General features: G+C 60.6%; 20 protein-coding genes, 1 tRNA gene and 1 riboswitch. Of the genes, 7 read left to right on the top strand and 14 right to left on the bottom strand.

Features of this window, described 5'->3' with window-relative positions:
• Positions 1-7: 7 nt before the first annotated feature.
• Entirely contained in the window at positions 8-532 is a 525-nt protein-coding gene (locus ACK6D9_RS06395) for a GcrA family cell cycle regulator (protein WP_322990011.1), read from the bottom strand.
• Positions 533-1022: 490 nt separating this feature from the next.
• Between ACK6D9_RS06395 and ACK6D9_RS06400 the strand changes: the two genes are divergently transcribed.
• The 3 genes from ACK6D9_RS06400 (at position 1023) to ACK6D9_RS06410 (ending at position 4262) form a co-directional block, all read left to right on the top strand.
• Positions 1023-2216 (top strand): aspartate aminotransferase family protein, encoded by a 1194-nt coding sequence (locus ACK6D9_RS06400; RefSeq protein ID WP_412051051.1) that lies wholly within the window; start codon positions 1023-1025, stop codon positions 2214-2216.
• A gap of 13 nt (positions 2217-2229) precedes the next feature.
• Positions 2230-3153, top strand: coding sequence for an ornithine carbamoyltransferase (argF, locus tag ACK6D9_RS06405; RefSeq protein WP_412051052.1), 924 nt, complete (start codon positions 2230-2232; stop codon positions 3151-3153).
• A gap of 116 nt (positions 3154-3269) precedes the next feature.
• Positions 3270-4262, top strand: coding sequence for an Hsp33 family molecular chaperone (locus ACK6D9_RS06410; protein WP_412051753.1), 993 nt, complete (start codon positions 3270-3272; stop codon positions 4260-4262).
• A gap of 148 nt (positions 4263-4410) precedes the next feature.
• Here ACK6D9_RS06410 and ACK6D9_RS06415 read toward each other — a convergent pair whose 3' ends face one another.
• Together ACK6D9_RS06415 and apaG are read right to left on the bottom strand one after the other, a co-directional pair.
• On the bottom strand, positions 4411-5868 hold the full coding sequence (locus tag ACK6D9_RS06415; RefSeq protein WP_412051053.1) for a TrkH family potassium uptake protein: 1458 nt from the start codon (positions 5866-5868) through the stop codon (positions 4411-4413).
• Complete coding sequence (gene apaG / locus ACK6D9_RS06420; RefSeq protein ID WP_322989679.1) at positions 5865-6257, bottom strand: Co2+/Mg2+ efflux protein ApaG; 393 nt, start codon at positions 6255-6257, stop codon at positions 5865-5867. The genes ACK6D9_RS06415 and apaG overlap by 4 nt, the downstream gene beginning before the upstream one ends.
• Positions 6258-6439: 182 nt before the next feature.
• On the opposite strand from apaG, the gene ACK6D9_RS06425 reads away from it, so the two are divergent.
• Positions 6440-7063, top strand: coding sequence for a CDP-alcohol phosphatidyltransferase family protein (locus tag ACK6D9_RS06425; RefSeq protein ID WP_412051054.1), 624 nt, complete (start codon positions 6440-6442; stop codon positions 7061-7063).
• Here ACK6D9_RS06425 and ACK6D9_RS06430 read toward each other — a convergent pair.
• Positions 7052-8236, bottom strand: a complete 1185-nt coding sequence (locus tag ACK6D9_RS06430) for an O-succinylhomoserine sulfhydrylase (RefSeq protein WP_412051055.1) — start codon at positions 8234-8236, stop codon at positions 7052-7054. The genes ACK6D9_RS06425 and ACK6D9_RS06430 overlap by 12 nt on opposite strands.
• A gap of 47 nt (positions 8237-8283) precedes the next feature.
• Positions 8284-8361: riboswitch (SAM riboswitch) on the bottom strand.
• A gap of 77 nt (positions 8362-8438) precedes the next feature.
• On the opposite strand from ACK6D9_RS06430, the gene ACK6D9_RS06435 reads away from it, so the two are divergent.
• Positions 8439-9527, top strand: coding sequence for a 2'-deoxycytidine 5'-triphosphate deaminase (locus ACK6D9_RS06435; RefSeq protein WP_412051056.1), 1089 nt, complete (start codon positions 8439-8441; stop codon positions 9525-9527).
• Positions 9528-9611: 84 nt separating this feature from the next.
• On the opposite strand, the gene ACK6D9_RS06440 is transcribed toward ACK6D9_RS06435, so the two are convergent.
• Positions 9612-10415 (bottom strand): ion transporter, encoded by an 804-nt coding sequence (locus ACK6D9_RS06440; protein WP_322989675.1) that lies wholly within the window; start codon positions 10413-10415, stop codon positions 9612-9614.
• A gap of 126 nt (positions 10416-10541) precedes the next feature.
• Here ACK6D9_RS06440 and ACK6D9_RS06445 point away from each other — a divergent pair.
• Positions 10542-10615 (top strand) — tRNA-Gly (locus ACK6D9_RS06445).
• Here the strand turns inward: ACK6D9_RS06445 and ACK6D9_RS06450 are convergent.
• Positions 10581-12599 carry a glycosyltransferase family 2 protein gene (locus ACK6D9_RS06450; RefSeq protein WP_412051057.1) on the bottom strand — a complete coding sequence of 673 codons (2019 nt, stop codon included), beginning with the start codon at positions 12597-12599 and terminating at the stop codon, positions 10581-10583. The two genes, ACK6D9_RS06445 and ACK6D9_RS06450, sit on opposite strands and share 35 nt — an antisense overlap.
• 175 nt (positions 12600-12774) lie before the next feature.
• Between ACK6D9_RS06450 and ACK6D9_RS06455 the strand changes: the two genes are divergently transcribed.
• On the top strand, positions 12775-13524 hold the full coding sequence (locus tag ACK6D9_RS06455; protein WP_412051058.1) for a transporter substrate-binding domain-containing protein: 750 nt from the start codon (positions 12775-12777) through the stop codon (positions 13522-13524).
• On the opposite strand, the gene ACK6D9_RS06460 is transcribed toward ACK6D9_RS06455, so the two are convergent.
• From ACK6D9_RS06460 to ACK6D9_RS06495, 8 genes are all read right to left on the bottom strand, one after another.
• On the bottom strand, positions 13518-14378 hold the full coding sequence (locus ACK6D9_RS06460) for a sterol desaturase family protein (RefSeq protein WP_412051059.1): 861 nt from the start codon (positions 14376-14378) through the stop codon (positions 13518-13520). The two genes, ACK6D9_RS06455 and ACK6D9_RS06460, sit on opposite strands and share 7 nt — an antisense overlap.
• A gap of 109 nt (positions 14379-14487) precedes the next feature.
• On the bottom strand, positions 14488-14901 hold the full coding sequence (locus ACK6D9_RS06465; protein ID WP_412051060.1) for a tellurite resistance TerB family protein: 414 nt from the start codon (positions 14899-14901) through the stop codon (positions 14488-14490).
• A 104-nt stretch (positions 14902-15005) separates the two neighbouring features.
• Complete coding sequence (locus ACK6D9_RS06470; RefSeq protein ID WP_412051061.1) at positions 15006-15677, bottom strand: helix-turn-helix transcriptional regulator; 672 nt, start codon at positions 15675-15677, stop codon at positions 15006-15008.
• Between the two features lie 149 nt (positions 15678-15826).
• The gene (locus tag ACK6D9_RS06475; protein ID WP_322990204.1) at positions 15827-16444 is read right to left on the bottom strand and encodes a 2-hydroxychromene-2-carboxylate isomerase; all 618 of its coding nucleotides are present in this window, start codon (positions 16442-16444) and stop codon (positions 15827-15829) included.
• 161 nt (positions 16445-16605) lie between these two features.
• Positions 16606-18819 carry a 3-hydroxyacyl-CoA dehydrogenase NAD-binding domain-containing protein gene (locus ACK6D9_RS06480; RefSeq protein ID WP_412051062.1) on the bottom strand — a complete coding sequence of 738 codons (2214 nt, stop codon included), beginning with the start codon at positions 18817-18819 and terminating at the stop codon, positions 16606-16608.
• A gap of 16 nt (positions 18820-18835) precedes the next feature.
• Positions 18836-20044 (bottom strand): acetyl-CoA C-acetyltransferase, encoded by a 1209-nt coding sequence (locus ACK6D9_RS06485; RefSeq protein ID WP_322988097.1) that lies wholly within the window; start codon positions 20042-20044, stop codon positions 18836-18838.
• A gap of 28 nt (positions 20045-20072) precedes the next feature.
• Complete coding sequence (locus ACK6D9_RS06490) at positions 20073-20726, bottom strand: glutathione S-transferase family protein (protein WP_412051063.1); 654 nt, start codon at positions 20724-20726, stop codon at positions 20073-20075.
• Between the two features lie 4 nt (positions 20727-20730).
• Positions 20731-21903 carry an acyl-CoA dehydrogenase family protein gene (locus tag ACK6D9_RS06495; protein ID WP_412051064.1) on the bottom strand — a complete coding sequence of 391 codons (1173 nt, stop codon included), beginning with the start codon at positions 21901-21903 and terminating at the stop codon, positions 20731-20733.
• Positions 21904-21936 lie beyond the last annotated feature (33 nt).

Raw genomic sequence — 21936 nt, forward strand, 5'->3', positions numbered from 1 at the left:
TGTGAACTCAGCGGGCCCGGCGGCGCTCGCTCGAGGGCTGAAACGCCAGCTTGGCGTGATAGCCGCAATAGGGCGAAGCTTCGCCGGAATCGTTGCCGCAGAAATGAAATCCTTCCTGCAGCGGGTCGCCGATCGGCCATTTGCAGGTGCGCTCGGAAAGCTGCACCAGCGTCAGCCGGCGTGAAATCGGCACCACCACATCTTCCGTCGGACGGGTATCGAGTTCTTCGACAGCCACCGCGTCAACCTGCTGCTGAAGCGCTGCGCCGCCGCTCGAACGGCTGACCGTGCGTGTCGTCTGGGCAGCAGTCCGTCCAGCATAGGCCGGTGCGCGCGGAGCTGCTGTCGTGCGCTTGGTGCGCACGGAAGCCTGGCCGCCGCTCTTGGCGCGTCCGGGAAGGTTGAGCCGGTGCACCTTGCCGATCACCGCATTGCGGCTGACGCCGCCCAATTGCGCCGCGATCTGGCTCGCGCTGAGCCCGTCCGCCCATAGTTTCTTGAGCCTTTCGACCCGTTCATCAGTCCAACTCATGCTATGCACTCCCTGTACCCCGTGATCCGGGATGGCAGAATCGCTCACCATCGCCCCGGATGGCCGGAGCTGAAACGCTCGGTTACTGTGAGGTAATTAGTGTCCGCCACGAACTTCTAATCCATGGCTATAACCTAGTGCTCACAGGACTCCATGACAAGAGTCAGCCGAATCAAGCTGATTCGTTTTTGTGGTTTTCCCCAACTTACCGGGCAACGCATGCGTCTTTTCCGGCGATCCCCGCGGTTAAACGTCAAGCCTTGGCTGCCATCTTGATGCATCGGCCAGAAAAGGCATTCGACGAAGCGCTGACCGCACTGCCACGGCTGTCTCATTGACAGCCCCGGATGAAATGTAAATAGTGCTCGGGCCGCCCCGGAAAGGGCGGCGTTTTGGTTTTTCGGCAACTGTTTGCTGGGCCGGTCAGGCTAACCGCTCAAGGACCGGGCCCGGCTTTAGTTTGCCGGCTTCTAACGAGGAGACGAGCGCCATGGCCGACGCCAAGCCGCTTTATGAAACATATAATCGCGCGCCGATGGTTTTCGAGCGCGGGCACGGCGTATGGCTGGAGACGGTGGATGGCGAGCGCTATCTCGACTTCGCCGCCGGCATCGCAGTCAATTCGCTTGGTCACACCCATCCGCATCTGGTGGAGGCGCTGAAGGCGCAGGCCGACCGCGTCTGGCACCTGTCCAATCTTTACGAGATTGCCGGCCAGAACCGACTGGCCGAACGCCTCACTGCAGCGACCTTCGCCGATAAGGTGTTCTTCACCAATTCAGGCGCCGAGGCGCTCGAATGTGCGATCAAGACGGCGCGCCGCCATTTCTTTGTCAACGGCCAGCCCGATCGCTACCGCATCATCACCATCGAGGGCGCCTTTCACGGTCGCACGCTGGCGACCATCGCAGCTGGTGGTCAAGCCAAGTACCTTGAAGGTTTTGGCCCCAAGGTGGAGGGTTTCGATCAGGTTCCGTTTGGCGATTTCGAAGCGCTGAAGGCCGCAGTCACCGATGATACCGCCGCCATTCTGATTGAGCCGGTGCAGGGCGAGGGGGGTGTCCGCCCGCTTCCCAAGGAAATGCTGCGAGATTTGCGCGATCTCTGTGATGAGCACGGCATGCTGTTGATCCTTGATGAAGTCCAGTGCGGCGTCGGCCGTACCGGCAAGCTGTTTGCCTATGAGTGGGCCGGTATCGAGCCCGACATCATGGCCGTGGCCAAGGGTATCGGCGGCGGTTTTCCGCTTGGCGCCTGCCTGGCCACTGCCGAGGCAGCCGACGGCATGACGCTTGGCACCCATGGCACCACCTATGGCGGCAACCCGCTGGCGATGGCGGTGGGAAATGCCGTGCTAGATGTCGTGCTCGAAGAGGGCTTCCTCACCCATGTCAACGATATTGCGTTGGTGCTGCGCCAGGGACTGGCTTCGCTCAAGGACCGCTATCCGGATCTGATCAAGGATATTCGCGGGACCGGGCTGATGCTGGGCATCCAGTGCGCCAAGTCCAACGCCGATCTCGTCATGGCGATGCGCAACGAATATATTCTGGGTGTCCCGGCCGGCGACAATGTCGTGCGGCTGCTGCCACCGCTGATCGTTTCGGCGGAAGAGGCCCGCGAGGCGCTCAACAGGATCGACGCTGCACTCGGCATGCTATCCCATAAAGCCCAAGCCAGTTGACTGGACCATAATGATGACAGAGACAAAAACCGCCGGCTTCCGCCATTTTCTTGATCTTTCCGCCGTCAGCGCCGCCGACGTGCGTGCCATGATCGATGGCGCCCGTGCGGCCAAATCCGAACCCGTCGAGGCTCGTCCTCTGGCCGGCAAGATGCTGGCCATGATTTTTGAGAAACCGTCGACCCGCACCCGGGTTTCTTTCGATGTCGGCATGCGCCAACTCGGCGGCGAGACCTTGTTTCTGTCGGGCACTGAAATGCAGCTTGGCCGCGCCGAGACCATTGCCGACACGGCAAAGGTGCTGTCGCGCTATGTGGATATGATCATGATCCGTACAATGGACCACGAGCGCATGCTCGAGCTTGCCGAGCACGCCACCGTGCCGGTGATCAATGCGCTGACCGACGACACTCATCCCTGCCAGATCATGGCCGACGTGCTGACCTTCGAGGAACATCGCGGCCCGATCAAGGGCAAGACTTTGGCCTGGACCGGCGACGGCAACAATGTGCTGCATTCGCTGATCGAGGGTGCTGGGCAGTTTGGTTATCGACTGCAGATCGCCACCCCGGAAGGCTCCGAGCCTGACACAAGGTTTGTCGAATGGGCGCGTGCCAAGGGCGCCGAAATCGACATCAGCACCGATCCGGACCGTGCGGCCACCGGGGCCGACTGCATCATCACTGACACCTGGGTGTCGATGAATCAGGAACACCGTGCCCGCGGCCAGAATGTATTCCAGCCTTACCAGGTCAACGAGGCGTTGATGGCCAAGGCCGACGACGACGCACTTTTCATGCATTGTCTGCCAGCCCATCGCGGCGAGGAAGTCACCGATGAGGTGATGGATGGACCGCGATCGGTGGTGTTTGATGAAGCCGAAAACCGTCTGCATGCGCAAAAGGCGATCATGCGCTGGTGCATGGGCGTGCTGTAACGCCTCTGGCACTTGCGCCTGCGAGTGCCTATATGCGGTTTTTGGAAATGGTGGACACGGCGCCCGGCTTGCCTGTGCGTGACCAGTTGCGCCACCCCTGACAATCGGGATTGATGATGGAAACCGAAATCCGCACCCTCGGCGAGCCGGGCTTTGCCGGCGATGATTGCGTGCTGCCATTCGAGGTTGATGGCCTCGACGTGCGTGGCCGCACAGTCCAGCTTGGCCCGATGATCGACGCCATACTCGGGCGTCACGATTATCCAGAACCCGTCGCCCGCCTGCTGGCCGAGGCGATCGCGCTGACCGTACTGCTGGGCACTTCGCTCAAGTTCGAAGGGAAGCTGATCATCCAGACCAAGGGCGACGGTCCGGTGGATCTGATGGTGGCCGATTTCACCACGCCGGGCAGCGTGCGCGCCTATGCGCGCTTTGATGCCGAACGCGTCGCAGCCGCCGAGCGGGACGGAACCACCAGTCCGACCGAATTGCTGGGCAACGGCGTGCTCGCCTTCACCATCGACCAGGGCGCCTACATGCAGCGCTACCAGGGCATTGTCGAAATGAAGGGCGAAACCCTGGAGGCCATGGCCGAGACCTATTTCCGCCAGTCCGAGCAGATACCGACGATCGTCCGTCTGGCCGTGGCCGAACTGTTCGACAAGGACGAGGACGGCAATCCGCGACACAGTTGGCGCGCCGGCGGCATCGTCGTGCAGTTTCTGCCTCAGGCGCCGGACCGGATGCGGCAGCCCGATCTTCCTGGCGGCGACGAGCCGGAGGGGATCGAGGGCCTGCATATCCCCGACGATGACAGTTGGGCCGAAGCCAAGGCGCTGGTCGCTACCGTATCGCCAGGCGAGTTGACCGATCCTGAAGTTGGGGCCGAGCGGCTGCTCTTCCGCCTGTTCCACGAGCGCGGCGCGCGGGTCTATCCGCCGGTGCCGGTGTACGACCAGTGTTCCTGTTCGCGGGAGCGACTGGGTGAGGTTCTGGGTGGTTTCTCCGCCGAGGAACTCGCCGCCAGCGTCGAGGACGGGGTGATCACCGTGCAATGCGAGTTCTGCTCGACCGCCTATCGTTTCGATCCCTCAGAGTTCGAAGGCTGACGGCTGCTGCCGTTCCGGCGCAAAGGTGATGACACTTCCGAGCGCTTCATGGTTTTATCTGGCCGTGAAGTGCGCGGGGTAACCGCGCGTACTCTGCCATCAGCGCGTAGAGCCCAAACACCGGCGCCGGTTTTAATTGTTGCGCCGCTCAGGATCGCCAGAAGCGCGGCAGGAACAGAACCAGCACGGTAAACAGCTCCAACCGACCGAGCAGCATGCCGGCCGACAGAAGCCATTTCTGCACATCGCTGAGCGATTGAAAATTACCGGCCGGGCCGATGATGTCGCCAAGTCCGGGACCGACATTCGACAACGCCGTGCCCGCGCCCGACAAGGCGGTGATGGTGTCGAGTCCACTGAATCTGAGCAGCAGCGCCAGCACCACGAACGTCGTCATGAACAGGAAGAAGAAGCTCATCACCGAGGCGACTACCCGGTCTTCGATCGGCTTTCCGTTGAAATGCGCCCTGAACACGCCATGCGGATACATCACCTGGGCGACATGCTGGCGAACCGCCTCGAACAGAACCTGGAAGCGGAAGATTTTGATCCCGCAGGAAGTTGAACCGGCGCACCCGCCGGCAAACATGATGATGAAAAAGAACGCCACCGCGTGGCTGCCCCAGAGCCCGTAATCGGTTGAGGAGTACCCGGTTCCGGTGACAATCGAGACGACGTTGAAGGCAGAGTGCCGCAAGCCCTCCAGGCCGACATGGAATTTGCCGAAATGAGCCATCATCCAGGCCATCAGGATCGCCACGCCAAGAAATGCCAGAAACGCCTTGACCTGTTCGTCGGCCAGGAATGGTCGGAACTTGCCCTGCAGCATCTGCACATAGAGAAGGAACGGGATCGATCCCAGGGTCATGAATACAATGGCGACCCATTCAACGCCGGGATTGTTGAAAGCGCCGATCGAGGCGTCCTTGGTCGAGAAGCCGCCAGTGGCGACCGTGGTCATGGCGTGGATCACTGCGTCGTCTGCCGCCATGCCGACCGCCATATAGGCCACGGCGCTGAGCCCGGTCATGGCGATGAACACCAGCGTGATCGAGGTGGAAATCTGGGCGGCGCGGGGCAGGATCTTTTCGGCCGTGTCAAATGCTTCGGCCTTGAACAGCTGCATGCCGCCGATCTGCAGCATCGGAAGCACGGCAATTGCCATCACGATGATGCCGAGGCCGCCGAGCCATTGCAGCAGCCCGCGCCAGAACAACAGCCCCACCGGCGTCGTATCCAGCCCGGTAATCACCGTGGCGCCGGTGGTGGTCAGGCCCGACATTGATTCAAAAAAGGCGTCGGTATAGCTGGGAACGATACCCGACCAATGGAATGGCAGTGCGCCAAACGCCACCAGAGCGACCCACGACACCACCGTCATCAGCATGGCCTGGCGGGTCGAAAGCCCTTTCGGCGCGCCCCGGTTGGCGATGAACAGGCCAAAACCGAACAACATCGTCACCACCGCTGCACTGACGAAGATCATCCAGTCGTCATTGTCTGCGGCCAGATCGACAAGCGCCGGCAACAGCATCGCCAGACCGAGCGTGCCCACCAGCACCCCGGTTACCAGCATGACAGGCCGGAATTCGGAAAGAGCGGTCAATTCAGTGTTCTTGCCATGCCCGGCAGGTCCAGCGAGAACGCGGGAATTTCAACATCGAACAATTCGCCTTCCGACGATTGCATCTGATAGCTGCCGACCATCACGCCGGACGGCGTATCCAGCGGGCAGCCGGAGGTGTATTCGTAAGTATCACCGGGCCCGAGCACCGGTTGTTCGCCGACGACGCCGGGACCGCGTACTTCATCGATAATACCGTTCTCGTCGGTGATCCTCCAATGCCGGCTTCTCAGCTGGACAATCTGGTCAGAATAGTTGGCAATCACTACCCGGTAGCCCCACACATAGCGTCCGTCCTCGGGGTCCGATTGGTCCTCGAGATAATACGGATCGACCGTCACTTCGATGTCACGTGTTAACGCGCGGTACATGCAGCACTCCTTGGCCCACTCATTGTACAGTGTCGCGCTCGCGTCAACCATCCCCGCGTTCGTGCACTGCTGTGCCCCCATGATTGATGTTAACCTGATCGTGATGCCTGAACCGGGCCGTCGGGCGTGACGATCGGCGGCGGCCGCGCTATCACACCTTCAGAAATTAGAAGGATGGCGTCATGTTGGATGGAACCGCGCGAAAACTGATCCAGCCCGGACTCGATGGTACGGGAAGCTGGCTTGCGGCACGTGGCGTCAGGGCCGATCATGTCACTGTTACTGCCTGCCTGCTGGGGCTTGCCGCTGCTGGCCTAATTGCATTGGGCCACATGTATTGGGCGCTGGCGTTGATCCTCGTCAGCCGCATCGGCGACGGTGTTGATGGTTCGGTCGCCCGGGCAACGAAAAAGACCGATTTCGGCGGTTACCTCGACATCACCCTCGATTTCGTTTTCTACGGCGCCATTCCGCTGGGTTTCGTCATCCATGATCCGGCCGCCAACGGTCTGGCCGGAGCGGCACTGATCTTTGCCTTCTACGTCAATGGTGCGAGTTTCCTCGCCTATGCCATCGTCGCTGAAAAGCGGAGCCTGACGACAACCGCCCGCGGCGTCAAATCGATCTATTTCACCACTGGTCTCGCTGAAGCCAGCGAGACCTTCTTCGTGTTTGGACTGTTCTGCCTGTGGCCAGCCTGGTTCGTACCCATTGCCTGGGTGTTTGCCGCCATCTGCCTGTACACGGCGTTCTCCCGCATCATGCAGGCGCGCGCCGTGTTTGCCGAACCGGCCTCAGAGGCCTGAGAGCGCCTGTTCGAAATCCTCTATCAGGTCCTTTACGTCCTCGATCCCCAGCGATAGCCGGACCATGCCCGGCGCGATCCCCAGTTCGTCGCGGGCTTCGTCGGTCAGGTTCTTGTGGGTGGTTGTCGCCGGATGGGTGATCAGGCTCTTGGTATCGCCGAGATTGTTGGAAATCCGCACCACCTCGAGCGCGTTCTGCATTTCGAATGCCGCGGACTTGCCGCCCTTGAGCTCGAACGCCACCAGCGTCGAGCCGCCCGACATCTGCCGCGCACAGATCTCGGCCTGCGGGTGATCGGCGCGCCCCGGGTATATCACCTTGGCCACAGCCGGATGATCGGCAAGGAAATCGGCCACTGCGCCGGCGTTGCTGGTCTGCTGGCGCACCCGCAGCGGCAGGGTTTCCAGGCCCTTGAGAAGGGTCCAGGCGTTGAACGGCGACAGCGACGGACCGGTGTGGCGGAAATAATCGTGCAGATGCTCGTCGATCCACGCCTTGTCCGACAACACCACACCGCCCAGGCAGCGGCCCTGGCCGTCGATGTGCTTGGTCGCCGAATAGGCAACCACATGAGCGCCCAGTTCCAGCGGCTTCTGCATCAGCGGGGTGGCGAACACATTGTCGACCACCAGCTTGGCGCCAATCTGGTTGGCAAGCTTTGCCACGCCGGCGATATCAACCACTTCAAGCGTCGGGTTGGCCGGGCTTTCAAGAAAGAAAACCTTGGTGTTGGGGCGGATGGCGGCTTCGAAGTTTGCGAGATCGCGGCCATCGACCAGAGTTGATTCAATGCCGTATTGGGGCAGCAACGTATCGAGCACCCAGCGGCAGGAACCAAACAGCGCCCGCGCAGAAACCACATGGTCACCGGCGCGGAGCTGGCACAACAGCGCGGCCGAAACCGCCGCCATGCCCGAGGCAGTGGCGCGCGCGTCTTCGGCACCTTCCATAAGGCACATGCGCTTTTCGAAAATATCGTTGGTCGGACTCGCATAACGCGCATAGATGAAACCGGGATCTTCGCCCTTGAAGCGTGCCTCAGCCGCTTCCGCGCTGTCATAGACGAACCCTTGCGTCATGTAGATCGCTTCGGAGGTTTCGCCAAAATTGGATCGGGTAAACCCGCCGTGCACGAGTTGGGTTGCGGGGCGAAAGGTACGGTTGCTTGTCATGGTCTTGGTCCAACATACAAAAAAACCGGCTTGCGAAAGTCGCCAGCCGGTTTTGCAACCCGACCTTTTAGCGACTTGTTTAACGTGGCTGCAAGCCGGTCGGCCAAATCACCACGGGATAACCGTGTTTAATATCTCGTTGCGCTTGCGTCAATCGTCGTGTCTTGCCATCAAGACCAAAGTTGAAACGGAGCGGTAACAAGTGAGCGCTGGCATTCTCTCCGACAGAGCTATTCGAGCCCTGTTCGATCATGGCGGGCTAAAGGCCGGCCGGGCGCTTGATGCGGATCAGATCCAGCCCGCCAGTCTTGACCTGCGACTTGGCGCCACAGCTTACCGGGTGCGCGCCTCGTTCCTTCCAGGGCCGCTCAGCAAGGTGACTGACAAGCTCGCCCGGCTCAGCATGCATGAGATCGACCTGTCGGCCGGTGCTGTGCTCGAGACCGGTTGCGTCTACATTGTTCCGCTGCTCGAAAGTCTGGCGTTGCCGCAGGCGATTTCCGCCTCCGCCAACCCCAAGAGCTCGACCGGTCGGCTCGACATCTTCACCCGGGTCATGACTGATTTCGGTCAGGAATTCGACAAGATCGCCGCCGGCTATCATGGTCCCTTGTGGCTGGAGGTCAGCCCCCGCACATTCCCGATCGTGGTCCGCACTGGCTCGCGACTGTCGCAGGTCCGGTTCCGCGAAGGCCATGCGTTGCTCGATGAGACCGCGCTGTCGCAACTCCACCAAGCCGAAACGCTGGTGGATTCCGATACAGCCAATGTCTCGGGCGGCGGCATTGCGTTGTCGATCGATCTCAAGGGGCAGGGACCGGATGCGCTGGTTGGCTATCGCGGCAAACACCACACCGCAGTGATCGATGTTGATAAGCGAGCCGCCCATGACGTCTTCGATTTCTGGGAACCGATCCACAATCGCGGCTCCGCTGATCTGATCCTCGATCCGGACGAATTCTACATTCTGGTCAGCCGTGAATCGGTGCACGTGCCGCCGCTCTACGCCGCCGAGATGACCCCGTTCGACCCGCTGGTCGGTGAGTTCAGGGTTCATTACGCTGGTTTTTTCGATCCCGGTTTTGGCCACAGCGAAGCCGGCGGCGCTGGCAGCCGTGCGGTGCTCGAAGTGCGCAGTCATGAGGTGCCGTTCATTCTCGAGCACGGACAGATCGTCGGCCGGCTGGTCTATGAGAAAATGCTTGAACGCCCAGAGGCGCTCTACGGGTCGGGGTTGGGGTCGAACTACCAGGCGCAGGGCCTGAAGCTGTCCAAGCATTTCCGCAGCTAGCCTTCCCGTCCTGATGGACGTGGCATCGGTTTCAATTATGCAAGACACTTCGCACTTTTGTGCGGCGTGCATTGGGCATTCTCATCAGGACCTCTGGGTTGCGCCTGTCTGCGCCGCACGCAATTCGGCCAGATCCCTGCGGATTGCCTTGAGTTCTTCCAGCATTGCGCTCTGGTCAGACACCATGGCTTCGCGGTCTGCCGTGATCTCGGCTTCATGTTCTTCCTGCATTGCAGAGACGATGATGCCGATGAACAGGTTGAGCACAGTAAACGTGGTGCAGGCGATGAACGGAATGAAGAACGCCCACGCCATCGGATGGACCTCCATCACTGGGCGGACGATGCCCATCGACCAGCTTTCCAGCGTCATGACCTGAAACAGCGAGTAGGCTGAAGCGGGGATCGAGCCAAACCAGTCGGGAAAGCTGTCACCATAGAGTTTGGTCGCCATCACCGAGAAAACATAAAAGACCAGGGTTAAAAGCAGCATGATCGACCCCATGCCGGGCAGGGCGCTGACCAGGCCTCCGACAACCCGCTTCAGCGATGGAACCATGCTTATGATCCGGAGCACTCTGAGAATGCGAAGCGCCCGGAGCACCGATAGCCCGCCCGTGGCCGGGACAAGCGCCACCCCAACGACAACCAAGTCAAATATCCGCCAGGGGTCACGGAAGAAATCAAGCCGCCACGCGACAAGCCGCGCCGTTACTTCCACAACAAACACACCGAGTATGGCGCGGTCGAGCAGGCTCAGGAAGCCGCCGAACCGCTCCACTGCTGCTGGTACGGTTTCCAGTCCAAGAGTGATCGCATTGATTATGATCAGCACAGTGATCGCACCCTCAAAGCGGCGCGACGTCAGAAAGGCTTTAAGCTGGTCCATGGATCCATCAAGATTAAAGGGGAATGGTCTCCATATGAGATCGGACGTGCGTCCAGTCAACCCGGCGTCGGCCTTTCAGGCGACTTGACACCGCAGCCGTTCAGCGGCATGGGTTGGCCAGCTTTCGCGGGTGTAGCTCAATGGCAGAGCAGAAGCTTCCCAAGCTTACGACGAGGGTTCGATTCCCTTCACCCGCTCCATCGCGCCCGGCTCTTTGATGCTTACCGCAGCGAGACATCCCGCACCCTGCGTCTCCACGGCGTGCGGCGTCTTTTCCCAGACATGCGCATCTCTTCTCAATTGCGCCAGCGCCCGCCATCCGGCAAACGACATCAACAGCCAATAGGCTGGCGTCATCAACAACCAACGGCTTTTAAGCCGGCGACGCTCATAGCCGCTGAAACCACGCCATCCCATCGCCGCGAAGGCCATGTGGCTGCCGATTATGTTGAACAGATCGAGCCACATCAGGGTGATGTTCAGCGGTGTTACCGGTGGTGCGGCGGAACTCGTGAGCCAGATCAGTGCCTGGCCGACAAAGACCAACATTAGCGGATGTGCGAGCGTCGAGACCAACATTCCGGCGATCATTAATTGAAAAATGGCAAAACCACCCACTCCCAGACTGCGGCAGGTTTTCAGCGGTCTTCGCATGATCACCAGCCATGTCTGCGCCCAGCCCTTGAGCCATCGGGTGCGCTGCCGGGTCCAGGCATCAAGTGCAACCGGCGCAGCTTCCACCGTGGCGCGGGCGATCGTCTCTGTGCGATAGCCATGGGCGTAAAGCCGCAGGCCGAGATCGGCATCCTCGGTCACATTGTGCGGATCCCACCCGCCGACAGCTTCCAGCGCCGTGCGACGAAAGTGATTCGACGTGCCACCAAGCGGTATCGGCATGCCGGCGCGGGCAAGAAACGGGATAAGTACCCGAAAATGGCCGCTGTACTCGAGCGCGAACAGCCCGCTGAGCCAGTTTGAGCGCATGTTGGCGATTACCAGCGGCGCCTGCAGACATGCAAGCCGCTCATCTTCCTGCGCAAATCGGGCGGCGGCTTCAAGCAATTGGCCCGGTGCGGGTTTGTCTTCCGCGTCATAGATGGCGACCAGCGAACCGCGCGCGCCCTTGAGCGCGTATTGCAGCGCCTTTGGCTTGGTGCGCGGCCCGAAATCGGGAACCATGACGATTTCGCTCTCTGGCCCGAGCGCCTGGGCTTCAAGCGCCGCTATCGTAGCCCTGTCCCCGGTCTCACAGATATATTTGATGTCGAGCCGGCTCTTGGGCCAGTCCAGCGCGTCAATCCGCGAAACGATCGCCGGCACCATCTCGGCTTCATCCAGGAGTGCGATCAACACCGTATAGACCGGCGGCGGCGTGCCTTCGGGTGGGTGCGAGAGTCGGGGAGCGGGCTTTAACGCCGACATCGCCAGCGCGACCAGCCGCAACAATATGCCACCACAGAAGAAGAGCGTCAGAACCACGTGGGCGACGAGCAGAGCGGTGCCCGGCCGAAGCAATATTCCGGCCATGCAGAAACACAGCATCAGCGCCAGCACAAACCCTTGCGCCCCGGTCAGCACCTGTCTGGCACTGGCATGGCGATGGTCCTGATCGAGCTGGAAGGTCGTCTGCCGTACCCGGTCATCAGCTCCGGCCTGCCAGACCGCCTTGCGGATGGTGGTGGGAGAGGCGACAGCCAGATCGCCGCGCAGCGTGGGCGTTGCGGCAAGCCGCGCCTTTTCCGTCTCGAGCCGTCGTGCTTCGGGAACGATCACTGTCAGTTGCCGACCGTCGCGCCACAGCCGAATCGGCCCGTTGCGATGAAGCAGAGTGTCTATCGAGGGGGGCCGTACTACTTCCGCGGGATCGATCTGGTCGATGAAGCTCAGCCCCAATTCGCTCGCCAGCCAGCGATAATACAGTTCCGGATCAATTAGGCCTTTAGCCAGTAGCTCTTTTTCAACGGTGGTGGCATTGGCTCTGGCCGCGCCCAATGCGGCCTGGACATGGGGCTTGCCGATGCCGCAATCGAGAAAAAACCGCGCTTCCCGCGATTCTCTCTTGCCGACTGTGGCCGGGACTGGCAACCGGATCAATCCGGTGCTGATGTTGCGGTCCAGGATCAACCGCAAATGTTGGCCCGGTTGGTTGGAAGCCTGGGGGGCGTTGGTTTTGCTTGAAGCCATGACTCTGATAAACACATGACGATTGCAGCGAGGCGATAAATCTATGGTAGTGAATACACGCCTGAATGCATCTCTGAAATTCAAGGGTGTTACGCGCGTATTGCACGTTTTACTCGTATTTTTGATCTGTGTTCAGCCGGCTGTAGCTGCCGGAGAAGTTGTCGTTCCCAATTACATGGATCCGCGTGAACGGATTCCCGCGCCGGATTCCCAGTCCTTCACCCGTATCCGTTTTGTCACCACGGTTGACTTCCCGCCGTTCAACTTTCTCGATCAGACGGGCCGTCTCGCCGGTTTCCATATCGATCTCGCCCGCGCTATCTGTACGGAAATGGATGCGTTGCCCAAATGCCAGATCCAGGCATTGCCCTGGAATGAACTGGCCAGCGCTCTGAAAACCGGGCAGGCCGAAGCCATGATTTCGGGGCTCGCCATGACCGCCAAGAGCCGGGCCGACTACCGCTTCACCCGTCCCTATCTGCAATTGCCGGCGCGTTTTGCGATCCGCAAGGACGCCGCCCCCGGGGGCACCAGCGCCAAGGCACTGGCCGCGCAGCGCGTCGGGGTCATGGTCGGCACCGCCCACGAAGCGATGTTGCGCGACTGGTTTCCCGCGCTCAAGCCTGTCACTTTCTCGCGCTCGGACTGGATGTTCGACGCACTCAAGTCAGGCAATCTCGACGCTGTCTTTGGCGATGGGCTGCAATTGTCGTTCTGGTTGTCGAGCCAGGCTGCGGAATCATGTTGCCGTTTTTTTGACGGGCCGTATTTCTCGCGCGCCCATCTGGGCGAAGGCCTGGCAATTGCGGTGGCGCCGCGCAATGCAACTCTGGCGGAGGCATTCGACAACGCGCTGGCCGCGCTCAACCGCGATGGCCGGTTTGCCGAACTCTATCTCCGCTGGTTCCCGAACGGGCTCTACTGAGCGTTCTCAGCCCCATCGCGATCACTCCGGTCGCGCCGGGCTGGCGTTGGCAAGAACGGCAACGCCAGTCCCCAGCCAAATTTGGCGGTGCGCCCGTCGCGCCATTCCGACAGCCCGATCTCGATGCCTGTTTCGCCACGCCGCGGGGTTTCCGTGTAGGTGGAAAACAACCGATCCCAGATTGCCAGGTTGAACCCGTAATTCGAATCCGTTTCACGCTGGTCGGTGGAATGGTGGATGCGGTGCATGTCCGGGGTCACGATCAACCGCCGCAACACCCGGTCGACCGGCTTTGGCAAACTGATGTTGGCATGGTTGAACATTGCCGCGCCATTGAGCACGATCTCGAATATCAAAACTGCTGCCGGCGGTGCGCCGAGCGCGATGATGACAGCGGCCTTCCAGAACATCGACAGAACGATCTCGAACGGGTGGAACCTTAGCGCCGTCGTCAGGTCAAACCCTGTGTCGGCGTGGTGCATGCGGTGGATACGCCACAGCCACGGCCATTTGTGGCTGACCAGATGTTCAAGCCAGACGGCGAAATCGAGCACCACGAACGAGATGATGGCGGCAAGCCAGAGCGGCAATTGGGCGAGCGGCAGCAGCCCTAGCCCCTGCGATTGGGCCCACAGCGCGGTGCCGACGGCGGCGAGCGGAAACACGATTCTCAGCACCACCGAGGAGAGCACCACCATGGCCAGGTTGGTTATCCAGCGGCGCGATTTCAGCGCGCCGCGCATCTCGTCACGTTCGAGCCGCGGCGCCAGCAGTTCAACTGCCGCGAGCGTTACGAAAATCAACGAGAATGCGAGCAGCCGTATCACCGGCTCGGATAGTCCCAACAATGTCATGATTGTCTCCTGCTTGGATCATGATGTGATGCCACAAGCTGTGCTGTCTGGCGAAACACGATCTGGTGAGCAGGGTAGACAGACCCTTCGCGCGTGGCCGGTAACAGGCTCAGTTGCTGCGGAACCGCGCCATCGCGCCGCGTTCGATTGCAGCGCATGTGAGTTTGTCGAGGCCCAACCGGTCGCGCAGCATCTGCAACAGCCGGATCTCCTCCTGCTGGATGTTGTAATCCGCCGAGGCGATCTCCACCGCCAGCGCGTAAGCCGTGTCATAGAATTTATGCGGCACTGCGTCGCGCACCACTTCCAGAACGATGTCGAGACCTTCCGGCCCCTTGAGCAGTTCCGCAGCCGACCGCGTCACCTCGATCAACCGCTCTTCATCAAAGCCTTCGAACACAGGAAGGAAAGTGACAAGGCGGCCGATGCGCGCCAACTCCGCGTCGTTCATGGTCTTGTCAACGGCTGACATCGTCACCATCAGATAGATCAGGGCGTCGTGGGCGGTAATGGGTGCGGTCATGGGCAATATTTCTCTTCGATTATCTTCGAAAGATAAGAACTCCGGTCTCCCGGCACAAGCGGCAACCGGTGGCATCCGCCAATCCACGGTGCCGGGTCGGCCATTTACTGGCTGGCCCAGATGATCCGCGCCATCCAGTCGATCTCGCTCAGTTCGAAACTGCGGTTGGGATGATCGGGATTGAGCGACATCAGTTCGACCGATCGCGCGCTCTGGCGGGTGAGTATCTTGGCCATCACCTCCCCCTCGCACGAGCGCACCACCACCCGGTCGCCCCGACGGATCTGCCCTCCGGGCTCGACAATCAGAATGTCGCCATCGCGGTAGAGCGGCATCATGCTGTCGCCCTGAACCTCCAGCGCATAGACCCCAGGTCGTTCCGATGGCTGGGTCGGAAAATCGACAACGTCCCAGCCCTGGCCCGCAGGGAATCCGCCATCATCGAAAAAGCCCCCCGAGCCAGCCTGGGCAAACCCCAGCAACGGGATCGAACCTGTCTGTGGTGGAAACGTGCCTTCGGGAATAGGATTGTCGGCCCCCGAACCAGTGCCGGCGACAAGGCTCATGAATTCATCAAGTGACGAGCTTGTCGCGCCGAGCACCTTGGAGAGCGATTCCGTGGACGGCCAGCGGTCGCGGCCGTCGGCGCCGCGGCGCTTGGACTTGTTGAAAGAAGTGGGGTCCAGACCGGCACGGCGCGCCAGTCCAGAGGCCGTCAGCCCGTGGCGTTCCGCAAGCGCGTCAAGCGCTGACCAGATGCGTTCATGCGAGAGCATTGTCGAGTTCCCGCTGTTAAAGGACATGGCCTTGGCACGTGCTGACAGGCCCGGAAGAGCCTTTTCTACATGAAACGAGGCCCCTATGTAAAGCCGGTTAGGAAAAATATCCTCACGCCATCGCTCCGTAGATCGGAGTGTCCGTCCGCTCAGGCCGGCCGATAAGGCTGCCGGCCACTCAACAGTGCCTGTTCCAGCAATTCGATCCTGTCCTGCCCCCAGAACGGCTCGCCGTGGAACACATAGGTGGGCACGCCCACTGCGTCGGCAGCGATTGCGTCACGGGTGTTCTGTTCGCGAATCGCGGCGATCGCCTCGGTCTTGGCATCGGCGAGCGGCGGCCCCGGATCGAGTCCGACCTGCGACAGGTACGAGGCCAGCACTGTCTCGTCGGCGATGTCGTCGTCATTGGCCCAGACGCCGGCCAGCACCTTGGCCATGAAATAGCGCGGGTCGTGCCCGTCCTTCCACAGCGCAACGACCACCTTGTCGGCCAGCGCCGGATCAACCGGAAAGTATTTCGGCGTGGTCTTGATCGGCAGTTCCCGCCAGGCCGCCAGACGCTGCAACTCGATCAGCCGCAGCCGCTGCCTGACCGGAGGCCGCTGGCCCGGGGGAACCGCACCGGATATGTCCCACAGCGCCTTCAGATTGACCGGTTTGTAGTTGAGCGAGACCTTGTGCCGTTCGGCCAGATCGCAGATCTTATTGTGGCCGAGATAGGTAAAAGGCGACGCGCAATAAAAATAATAGTCGATCACTGACATTGGCCCTAGCCTCCTGTTTGCACCACAGTGCAGAAGCGGACGCGTTCGGGCAAGCTCATTTATCCCGATTGCCGGATCAGTATTGCAAGTTGTGGTGCCGGAAATGCAAAACGGGCCCGAAGGCCCGTTCATGATCGCGTTTTTTGCTGGTATGCCGCGCGTTATGCCGCAGCCTTGTCGTCGCGGTAGGGATTGAACCGTCCGTAGAAAGTCTCATCCTTTTCGGCCATATCAAGCAGCAGTTTGGGGGCGCGGAACTGGCTGCCATATTTGCGCGCCAGCACCTTGCACATGGCCACAAAGGCCTTGGCGCCCATGCTGTCGATGTAGCTCAGCGCGCCACCAGTATAGGGTGCAAAACCAAAGCCGAGAATGGTGCCGAGATCGGCCTCGCGCGGATCGGTGACAATACCTTCCTCGACCGTACGCGCGGCTTCCAGCGCAATCACCGCCAGATAGCGATTCTGCAATTCCTTGACATCGACCTTGGCTGGATCGAGCTGTGGATAGAGCGTCTTCAGGCCAGGCCACAGATGCTTTTTGGCGGGCTTGGCAGGATAGTCGTAAAAGCCCTTGCCGTTCTTGCGGCCGAGACGGCCTTCCTTTTCGACCATCCGCTCGACTAACGCCAGATGACGCGGATCGACTGCTTTTTCACCGAGATCGGCAACCGCAGCGCGGAGGATCTTGAGCGACAGGTCGATGGCCACCTCGTCGTTGAGCGACAACGGCCCGACCGGCATGCCGGCCATCTTGGCGGCGTTTTCGATCATCGCCGGCGGCACGCCTTCGGCCAGCATGTTGTAGCTCTCGTTCATGTAGCGAAGCACGCACCGGTTAACGAAGAAACCGCGCGTATCGTTGACTACGATCGGCGTCTTCTTGATCGCCGCAACATAATCGAGCGCCACGGCCAGCGCCTTGTCCGAGGTCTTGCGGCCGAGAATGATCTCCACCAGCAGCATTTTGTCGACAGGCGAGAAGAAGTGGATGCCGATGAAGTTTTTCGGCCGCTTCGAGTTCTTCGCAAGGCCGGTGATCGGCAGCGTCGAGGTGTTCGACGCATAGACCGTTGTTGGCCGGATTTGTGCTTCGATGGATTCTGTCACCGCCTTCTTGACGTCGCGGTCCTCAAACACGGCTTCAATCACCAGATCCGCATCCGCCAGATCGGCATGATCGGCCGAAGTGGTGATCAGCGACAACAGCTTGTCGCCATCTTCCTTGGTGGTCTTGCCCTTCTGGATGCCCTTTTTGACGAGCTCCTCGGAATGCGCCTTGCCCTTGGCAGCAGCCTCGAGATCGCGGTCGATCAGCACCACCGGAATACCGGCCTTGGCCGTCACATAGGCAATGCCCGCGCCCATGAAGCCGGCGCCGACAACGCCGATCTTGCGGAATTTGGTCGGCTTGATGCCGTCGGGACGGCGTGCGCCCTTGTTGATCTCCTGCAACGAGACGAACAGCGACCGGATCATCGACTGGGCTTCATTGGTCTGCATGATATGGCTGAAATAGCGCTGCTCGATCCGCAAACCGGTGTCGAACGGAACCTGCAGGCCTTCAAACACGCTTTGCAGGATCGCCTTGGCGGCGGGGTAATTGTTCTGGGTTTCGCGCCGCAGGATGGCGGAAGCCGCAGGCCAGAGCTGTGCGCCCTGCGCCGACCAGATCTGCCCACCCGGCAGCTTGAAACCCTTGACGTCCCAAGGAGCGACCGGCGAAAGCCCGTTCTTGATCATTGCCTTTGCAGCGGCAACCAGCTTCTTGGGTTCCACCACTTCGTGGATCAGCCCCATCGCCTTGGCGCGCGCTGGCGTCAGCGACTGCCCGGTGGTCATCATCTGCAGCGCGTCCTGCGCATTGGTCAGGCGCGGTACTCGCTGGGTGCCGCCGGCGCCCGGGAAAATGCCGACCTTTACTTCCGGCAGTGCCATCTTAACCGACGGTGAATCCGCGGCAACACGCCCGTGACACGCAAGTGACAGCTCGAACGCGCCGCCCATGCACACGCCGTTGATCGCCGAAACCCACGGCTTGCCGCAGGTTTCGATTTTACGGAACAGCTGGCTCATCCGGCCTACCTGGTCAAACAGCATCTGCTGCGCCTTGCCCGGGTTGTTGCGCTTTTCTTCCGCCATGCTTGCCAGCATGGTTTTCATCATGGTCAGGTCAGCGCCGCCGGAAAAAGACGATTTCCCGGAAGTGAAGACCACGCCCTTGACGGCGTCATCGGCGACAAACCGGTCAACCAGCCCGTCGAGTTGCTCAAGCGCTTCTTGCGTGAACACGTTCATCGACCGGCCGGCCATGTCCCAGGTGACGAGCGCGATGCCGTCATTGTCGACGTCTACGGTGTAAATCTCATTGCTCATATCGGTTCTCCGGTAATCAGACGCGTTCGATGATCGTCGCGGTGCCCATGCCTGCGCCGATGCACAGCGTGACAAGGGCGGTGTTGAGATCGCGGCGCTCGAGCTCATCAAGCACGGTGCCGAGAATCATCGCCCCGGTGGCGCCCAGCGGATGCCCCATGGCGATGGCGCCGCCATTGACGTTGATCTTGTCGGACGGAATGTCGAAGGCCTGCTGATAGCGCAGCACCACGGCGGCGAAGGCCTCGTTGAGTTCGAACAGATCAATATCCGAGATCTTCATCTTGGCGCGCTTGAGCAGCTTCTCGGTGACATCTACCGGGCCGGTCAGCATCAATGCCGGATCGGAGCCGATATTGGCGAAGGCGCGGATCTTTGCACGCGGCTCCAGTCCCATGGTCTTGCCACCGCGCTTGGAGCCAAGCAGCACCAGGCTGGCGCCGTCAACGATGCCCGACGAGTTGCCGGCATGGTGGACGTGGTTGATGATCTCGATTTCCGGGTGTGCCTGGATCGCAACAGCGCCAAAGCCGCCCATTTCGGCCATCATACCGAACGATGCATTGAGGCTGGCCAGCGTCTGCATGTCGGTGCCCGGCCGCATGTGCTCGTCGCGGTCGAGAATGGTCAGACCGTTGATATCCTTGACCGGCACCACCGACTTGTCGAAATAGCCGTTCTTCCATGAATGTTCGGCCCGCTTCTGGCTTTCCACCGCATAGGCGTCGACATCATCACGGGAGAACCCGTATTTGGTGGCGATCAGGTCGGCGGAAACGCCCTGTGGCATGAAATAGGCAGGGATGTTGACCGAGGGGTCCATGAACCATGCGCCGCCCTGGGCACCGATGCCGATCCGTGACATCGATTCCACACCGCCGGCAATGACGATATCATCGGCGCCATAGGCAATTTTGCCTGCGCCCATGTTGATTGCATCAAGCCCGGAAGCGCAGAAACGGTTGATCTGGATTCCGGGGGCTTCGGTGGCATAGCCGGCCTCGAAGGTCGCCGCGCGGGCGATGTCGCCGCCAGCTTCACCGATGGCGTCGACGCAGCCCATGATGATGTCGTCAACCTTGCTTGTGTCGAGCCCGTTGCGGTCGCGCAGTGCTTGCAGCATGTGCGATGCCAGGCGCACTGAAGGCACTTCATGCAGGCTTCCGTCTTTTTTGCCGCGGCCCCGCGGGGTGCGGGCGTGATCATAGACAAATACATCAACCATCGGTTTCTCCAGGGTGTTCGTGTTTGTATCAGGCGGTTGCCGTGGCGGGGTCGATTCCGCTCGGCATCAATTGTTCGGGACGTTTGAAGCCGGGTAGGGCGCTGATGCGTTCAAGCCAGACTGCGATATTCGGGTAGGCGTTCTCATCCATGCCAATCTCATCGGGCCAGAACAGGTAGCCGCAGATCGACAGGTCGGCGATCGTCGGATGGCCGCAGGCCACGAAATCGCGATCCTTGAGGTGTTCTTCGAGCACCTTCCAGGCATTGATGGCGCGGGCGTGGAAGAACTGGGCGACCGGGTCGCCGGTCTTGTTCTGAAAGTGGCTCATGAAGCGGTAGGTGGCCACATAGCTTGTCTGCTTGTGATTATCCCAGAACAGCCAGCGCAAGATTTCCCGGCGTTCATCTTCGTTTGCAGGGCCGAACCGGTCGAATTCCCGGGACAGATAATCGAGGATCGCACCGGACTGGCTCAGCACCACATCGCCATCGCCCTTGTGATGGGTCAACACCGGAACTTCGCCCATTACATTGAGACTACGGAATTCCTCGGACCGGGTCTGGCCGGTGAAGAATGCCACGCGCCGGGGCGCCCAGTCGGCGCCGCACAGTTCCAGCATCAGCGCCACCTTGTAGGCGTTACCGCTTTCCAAAAAACAGTCGAGTGTGAAATCTGTCATGGGTTTACAGGCTCCTTGCGATCAACAGCTTCATGATCTCATTGGTTCCGCCATAAATCCGCTGCACGCGGGCATCGCGGAACATCCGCGCCACCGGGTATTCATTCATGTAGCCATAGCCGCCATGCAACTGCACGCACTCATCCACCACCTTGCACTGCAGGTCGGTGGTCAGATATTTGGCCATCGATGCCGTGGTCGAGCTCAGTTCGCCCTTGAGGTGCTCACCGATGCAGTGATTGACAAATACCCGTGCCATCACCGCTTCCGATTTCAATTCGGCCAGTTTGAACTGGGTGTTCTGGAACTCGATGACGGCCTTGCCGAAAGCCTTTCGCTCCTTGACATAATCGATGGTGATCGCCAGCGCCCGCTCGATCATCGAGATCGCCTGGTTGGCAATCAGCAGCCGCTCTTGCGGCAGCTCGGTCATTAGTTGCGCAAACCCCTGGCCTTCCTCGGTGCCGAGCATGTTGGCGGTGGGGATGCGGACATCATCAAAAAAGAGCTCCGATGTGTCATTGGATTTGAGCCCCACCTTGTCGAGATTGCGGCCGCGGCGGAAGCCTTCAACCTCCTCGGATTCGACCACCATCAACGACACGCCCTTGGCGCCCTTTGATGTGTCGGTCTTGGTCACGACGATGATCAGATTGGCGTGCTGGCCGTTGGTAATGAAAGTCTTCGAGCCATTGAGGACATAGTGGTTGCCGTCCTTTTTGGCCGTTGTCTTGATGCCCTGAAGGTCCGAGCCGGCGCCCGGTTCGGTCATGGCGATGGCGCCGATCATTTCGCCGGAAGCCATTTTCGGCAGCCATTTCTTCTTCTGCTCTTCCGAGCCGAAATGCAGGATATAGGGCGCCACGATGGCATTGTGCAGCGCGATGCCGAACCCGTCGGTGCCGGCACGGCCCAGCGCTTCGGCGATTACCGCCTCATGGGCGTAGGTTCCGCCCGAACCGCCATATTCTTCCGGCATCGAAGCGCACAGCAAACCGGCGGCGCCGGCGCCTTCCCAGGCGCTGCGGTCGACCATTTCCTGCTTCTCGTAGCGGTCATAATGCGGCGCCACCTCGGCTTCGAGCCAGCGCAACGCCATGTCCTCGAGCATCGCGACATCGTCGTCCATCCAGTCCGGACGCGGGACACCAAGAACTTCAGATGGCATGGTCGCCATTATTTTCTCCCGGAAGTTGCTGCCGGGCGAGCC

Origin of the sequence: Hoeflea sp. Naph1, assembly GCF_046837775.1 — a bacterium.
Taxonomy (GTDB): domain Bacteria; phylum Pseudomonadota; class Alphaproteobacteria; order Rhizobiales; family Rhizobiaceae; genus Hoeflea.

Coding starts and splice junctions, on each gene's coding strand:
- ACK6D9_RS06395 (WP_322990011.1), bottom strand. CDS start 532: ATGAGTTGGACTGATGAACGGGTCGAAAGGCTCAAGAAACTATGGGCG.
- ACK6D9_RS06400 (WP_412051051.1), top strand. CDS start 1,023: ATGGCCGACGCCAAGCCGCTTTATGAAACATATAATCGCGCGCCGATG.
- argF (WP_412051052.1), top strand. CDS start 2,230: ATGACAGAGACAAAAACCGCCGGCTTCCGCCATTTTCTTGATCTTTCC.
- ACK6D9_RS06410 (WP_412051753.1), top strand. CDS start 3,270: ATGGAAACCGAAATCCGCACCCTCGGCGAGCCGGGCTTTGCCGGCGAT.
- apaG (WP_322989679.1), bottom strand. CDS start 6,257: ATGTACCGCGCGTTAACACGTGACATCGAAGTGACGGTCGATCCGTAT.
- ACK6D9_RS06425 (WP_412051054.1), top strand. CDS start 6,440: ATGTTGGATGGAACCGCGCGAAAACTGATCCAGCCCGGACTCGATGGT.
- ACK6D9_RS06430 (WP_412051055.1), bottom strand. CDS start 8,236: ATGACAAGCAACCGTACCTTTCGCCCCGCAACCCAACTCGTGCACGGC.
- ACK6D9_RS06440 (WP_322989675.1), bottom strand. CDS start 10,415: ATGGACCAGCTTAAAGCCTTTCTGACGTCGCGCCGCTTTGAGGGTGCG.
- ACK6D9_RS06450 (WP_412051057.1), bottom strand. CDS start 12,599: ATGGCTTCAAGCAAAACCAACGCCCCCCAGGCTTCCAACCAACCGGGC.
- ACK6D9_RS06455 (WP_412051058.1), top strand. CDS start 12,775: ATGGATCCGCGTGAACGGATTCCCGCGCCGGATTCCCAGTCCTTCACC.
- ACK6D9_RS06460 (WP_412051059.1), bottom strand. CDS start 14,378: ATGACATTGTTGGGACTATCCGAGCCGGTGATACGGCTGCTCGCATTC.
- ACK6D9_RS06465 (WP_412051060.1), bottom strand. CDS start 14,901: ATGACCGCACCCATTACCGCCCACGACGCCCTGATCTATCTGATGGTG.
- ACK6D9_RS06470 (WP_412051061.1), bottom strand. CDS start 15,677: ATGCTCTCGCATGAACGCATCTGGTCAGCGCTTGACGCGCTTGCGGAA.
- ACK6D9_RS06475 (WP_322990204.1), bottom strand. CDS start 16,444: ATGTCAGTGATCGACTATTATTTTTATTGCGCGTCGCCTTTTACCTAT.
- ACK6D9_RS06480 (WP_412051062.1), bottom strand. CDS start 18,819: ATGAGCAATGAGATTTACACCGTAGACGTCGACAATGACGGCATCGCG.
- ACK6D9_RS06485 (WP_322988097.1), bottom strand. CDS start 20,044: ATGGTTGATGTATTTGTCTATGATCACGCCCGCACCCCGCGGGGCCGC.
- ACK6D9_RS06490 (WP_412051063.1), bottom strand. CDS start 20,726: ATGACAGATTTCACACTCGACTGTTTTTTGGAAAGCGGTAACGCCTAC.
- ACK6D9_RS06495 (WP_412051064.1), bottom strand. CDS start 21,903: ATGGCGACCATGCCATCTGAAGTTCTTGGTGTCCCGCGTCCGGACTGG.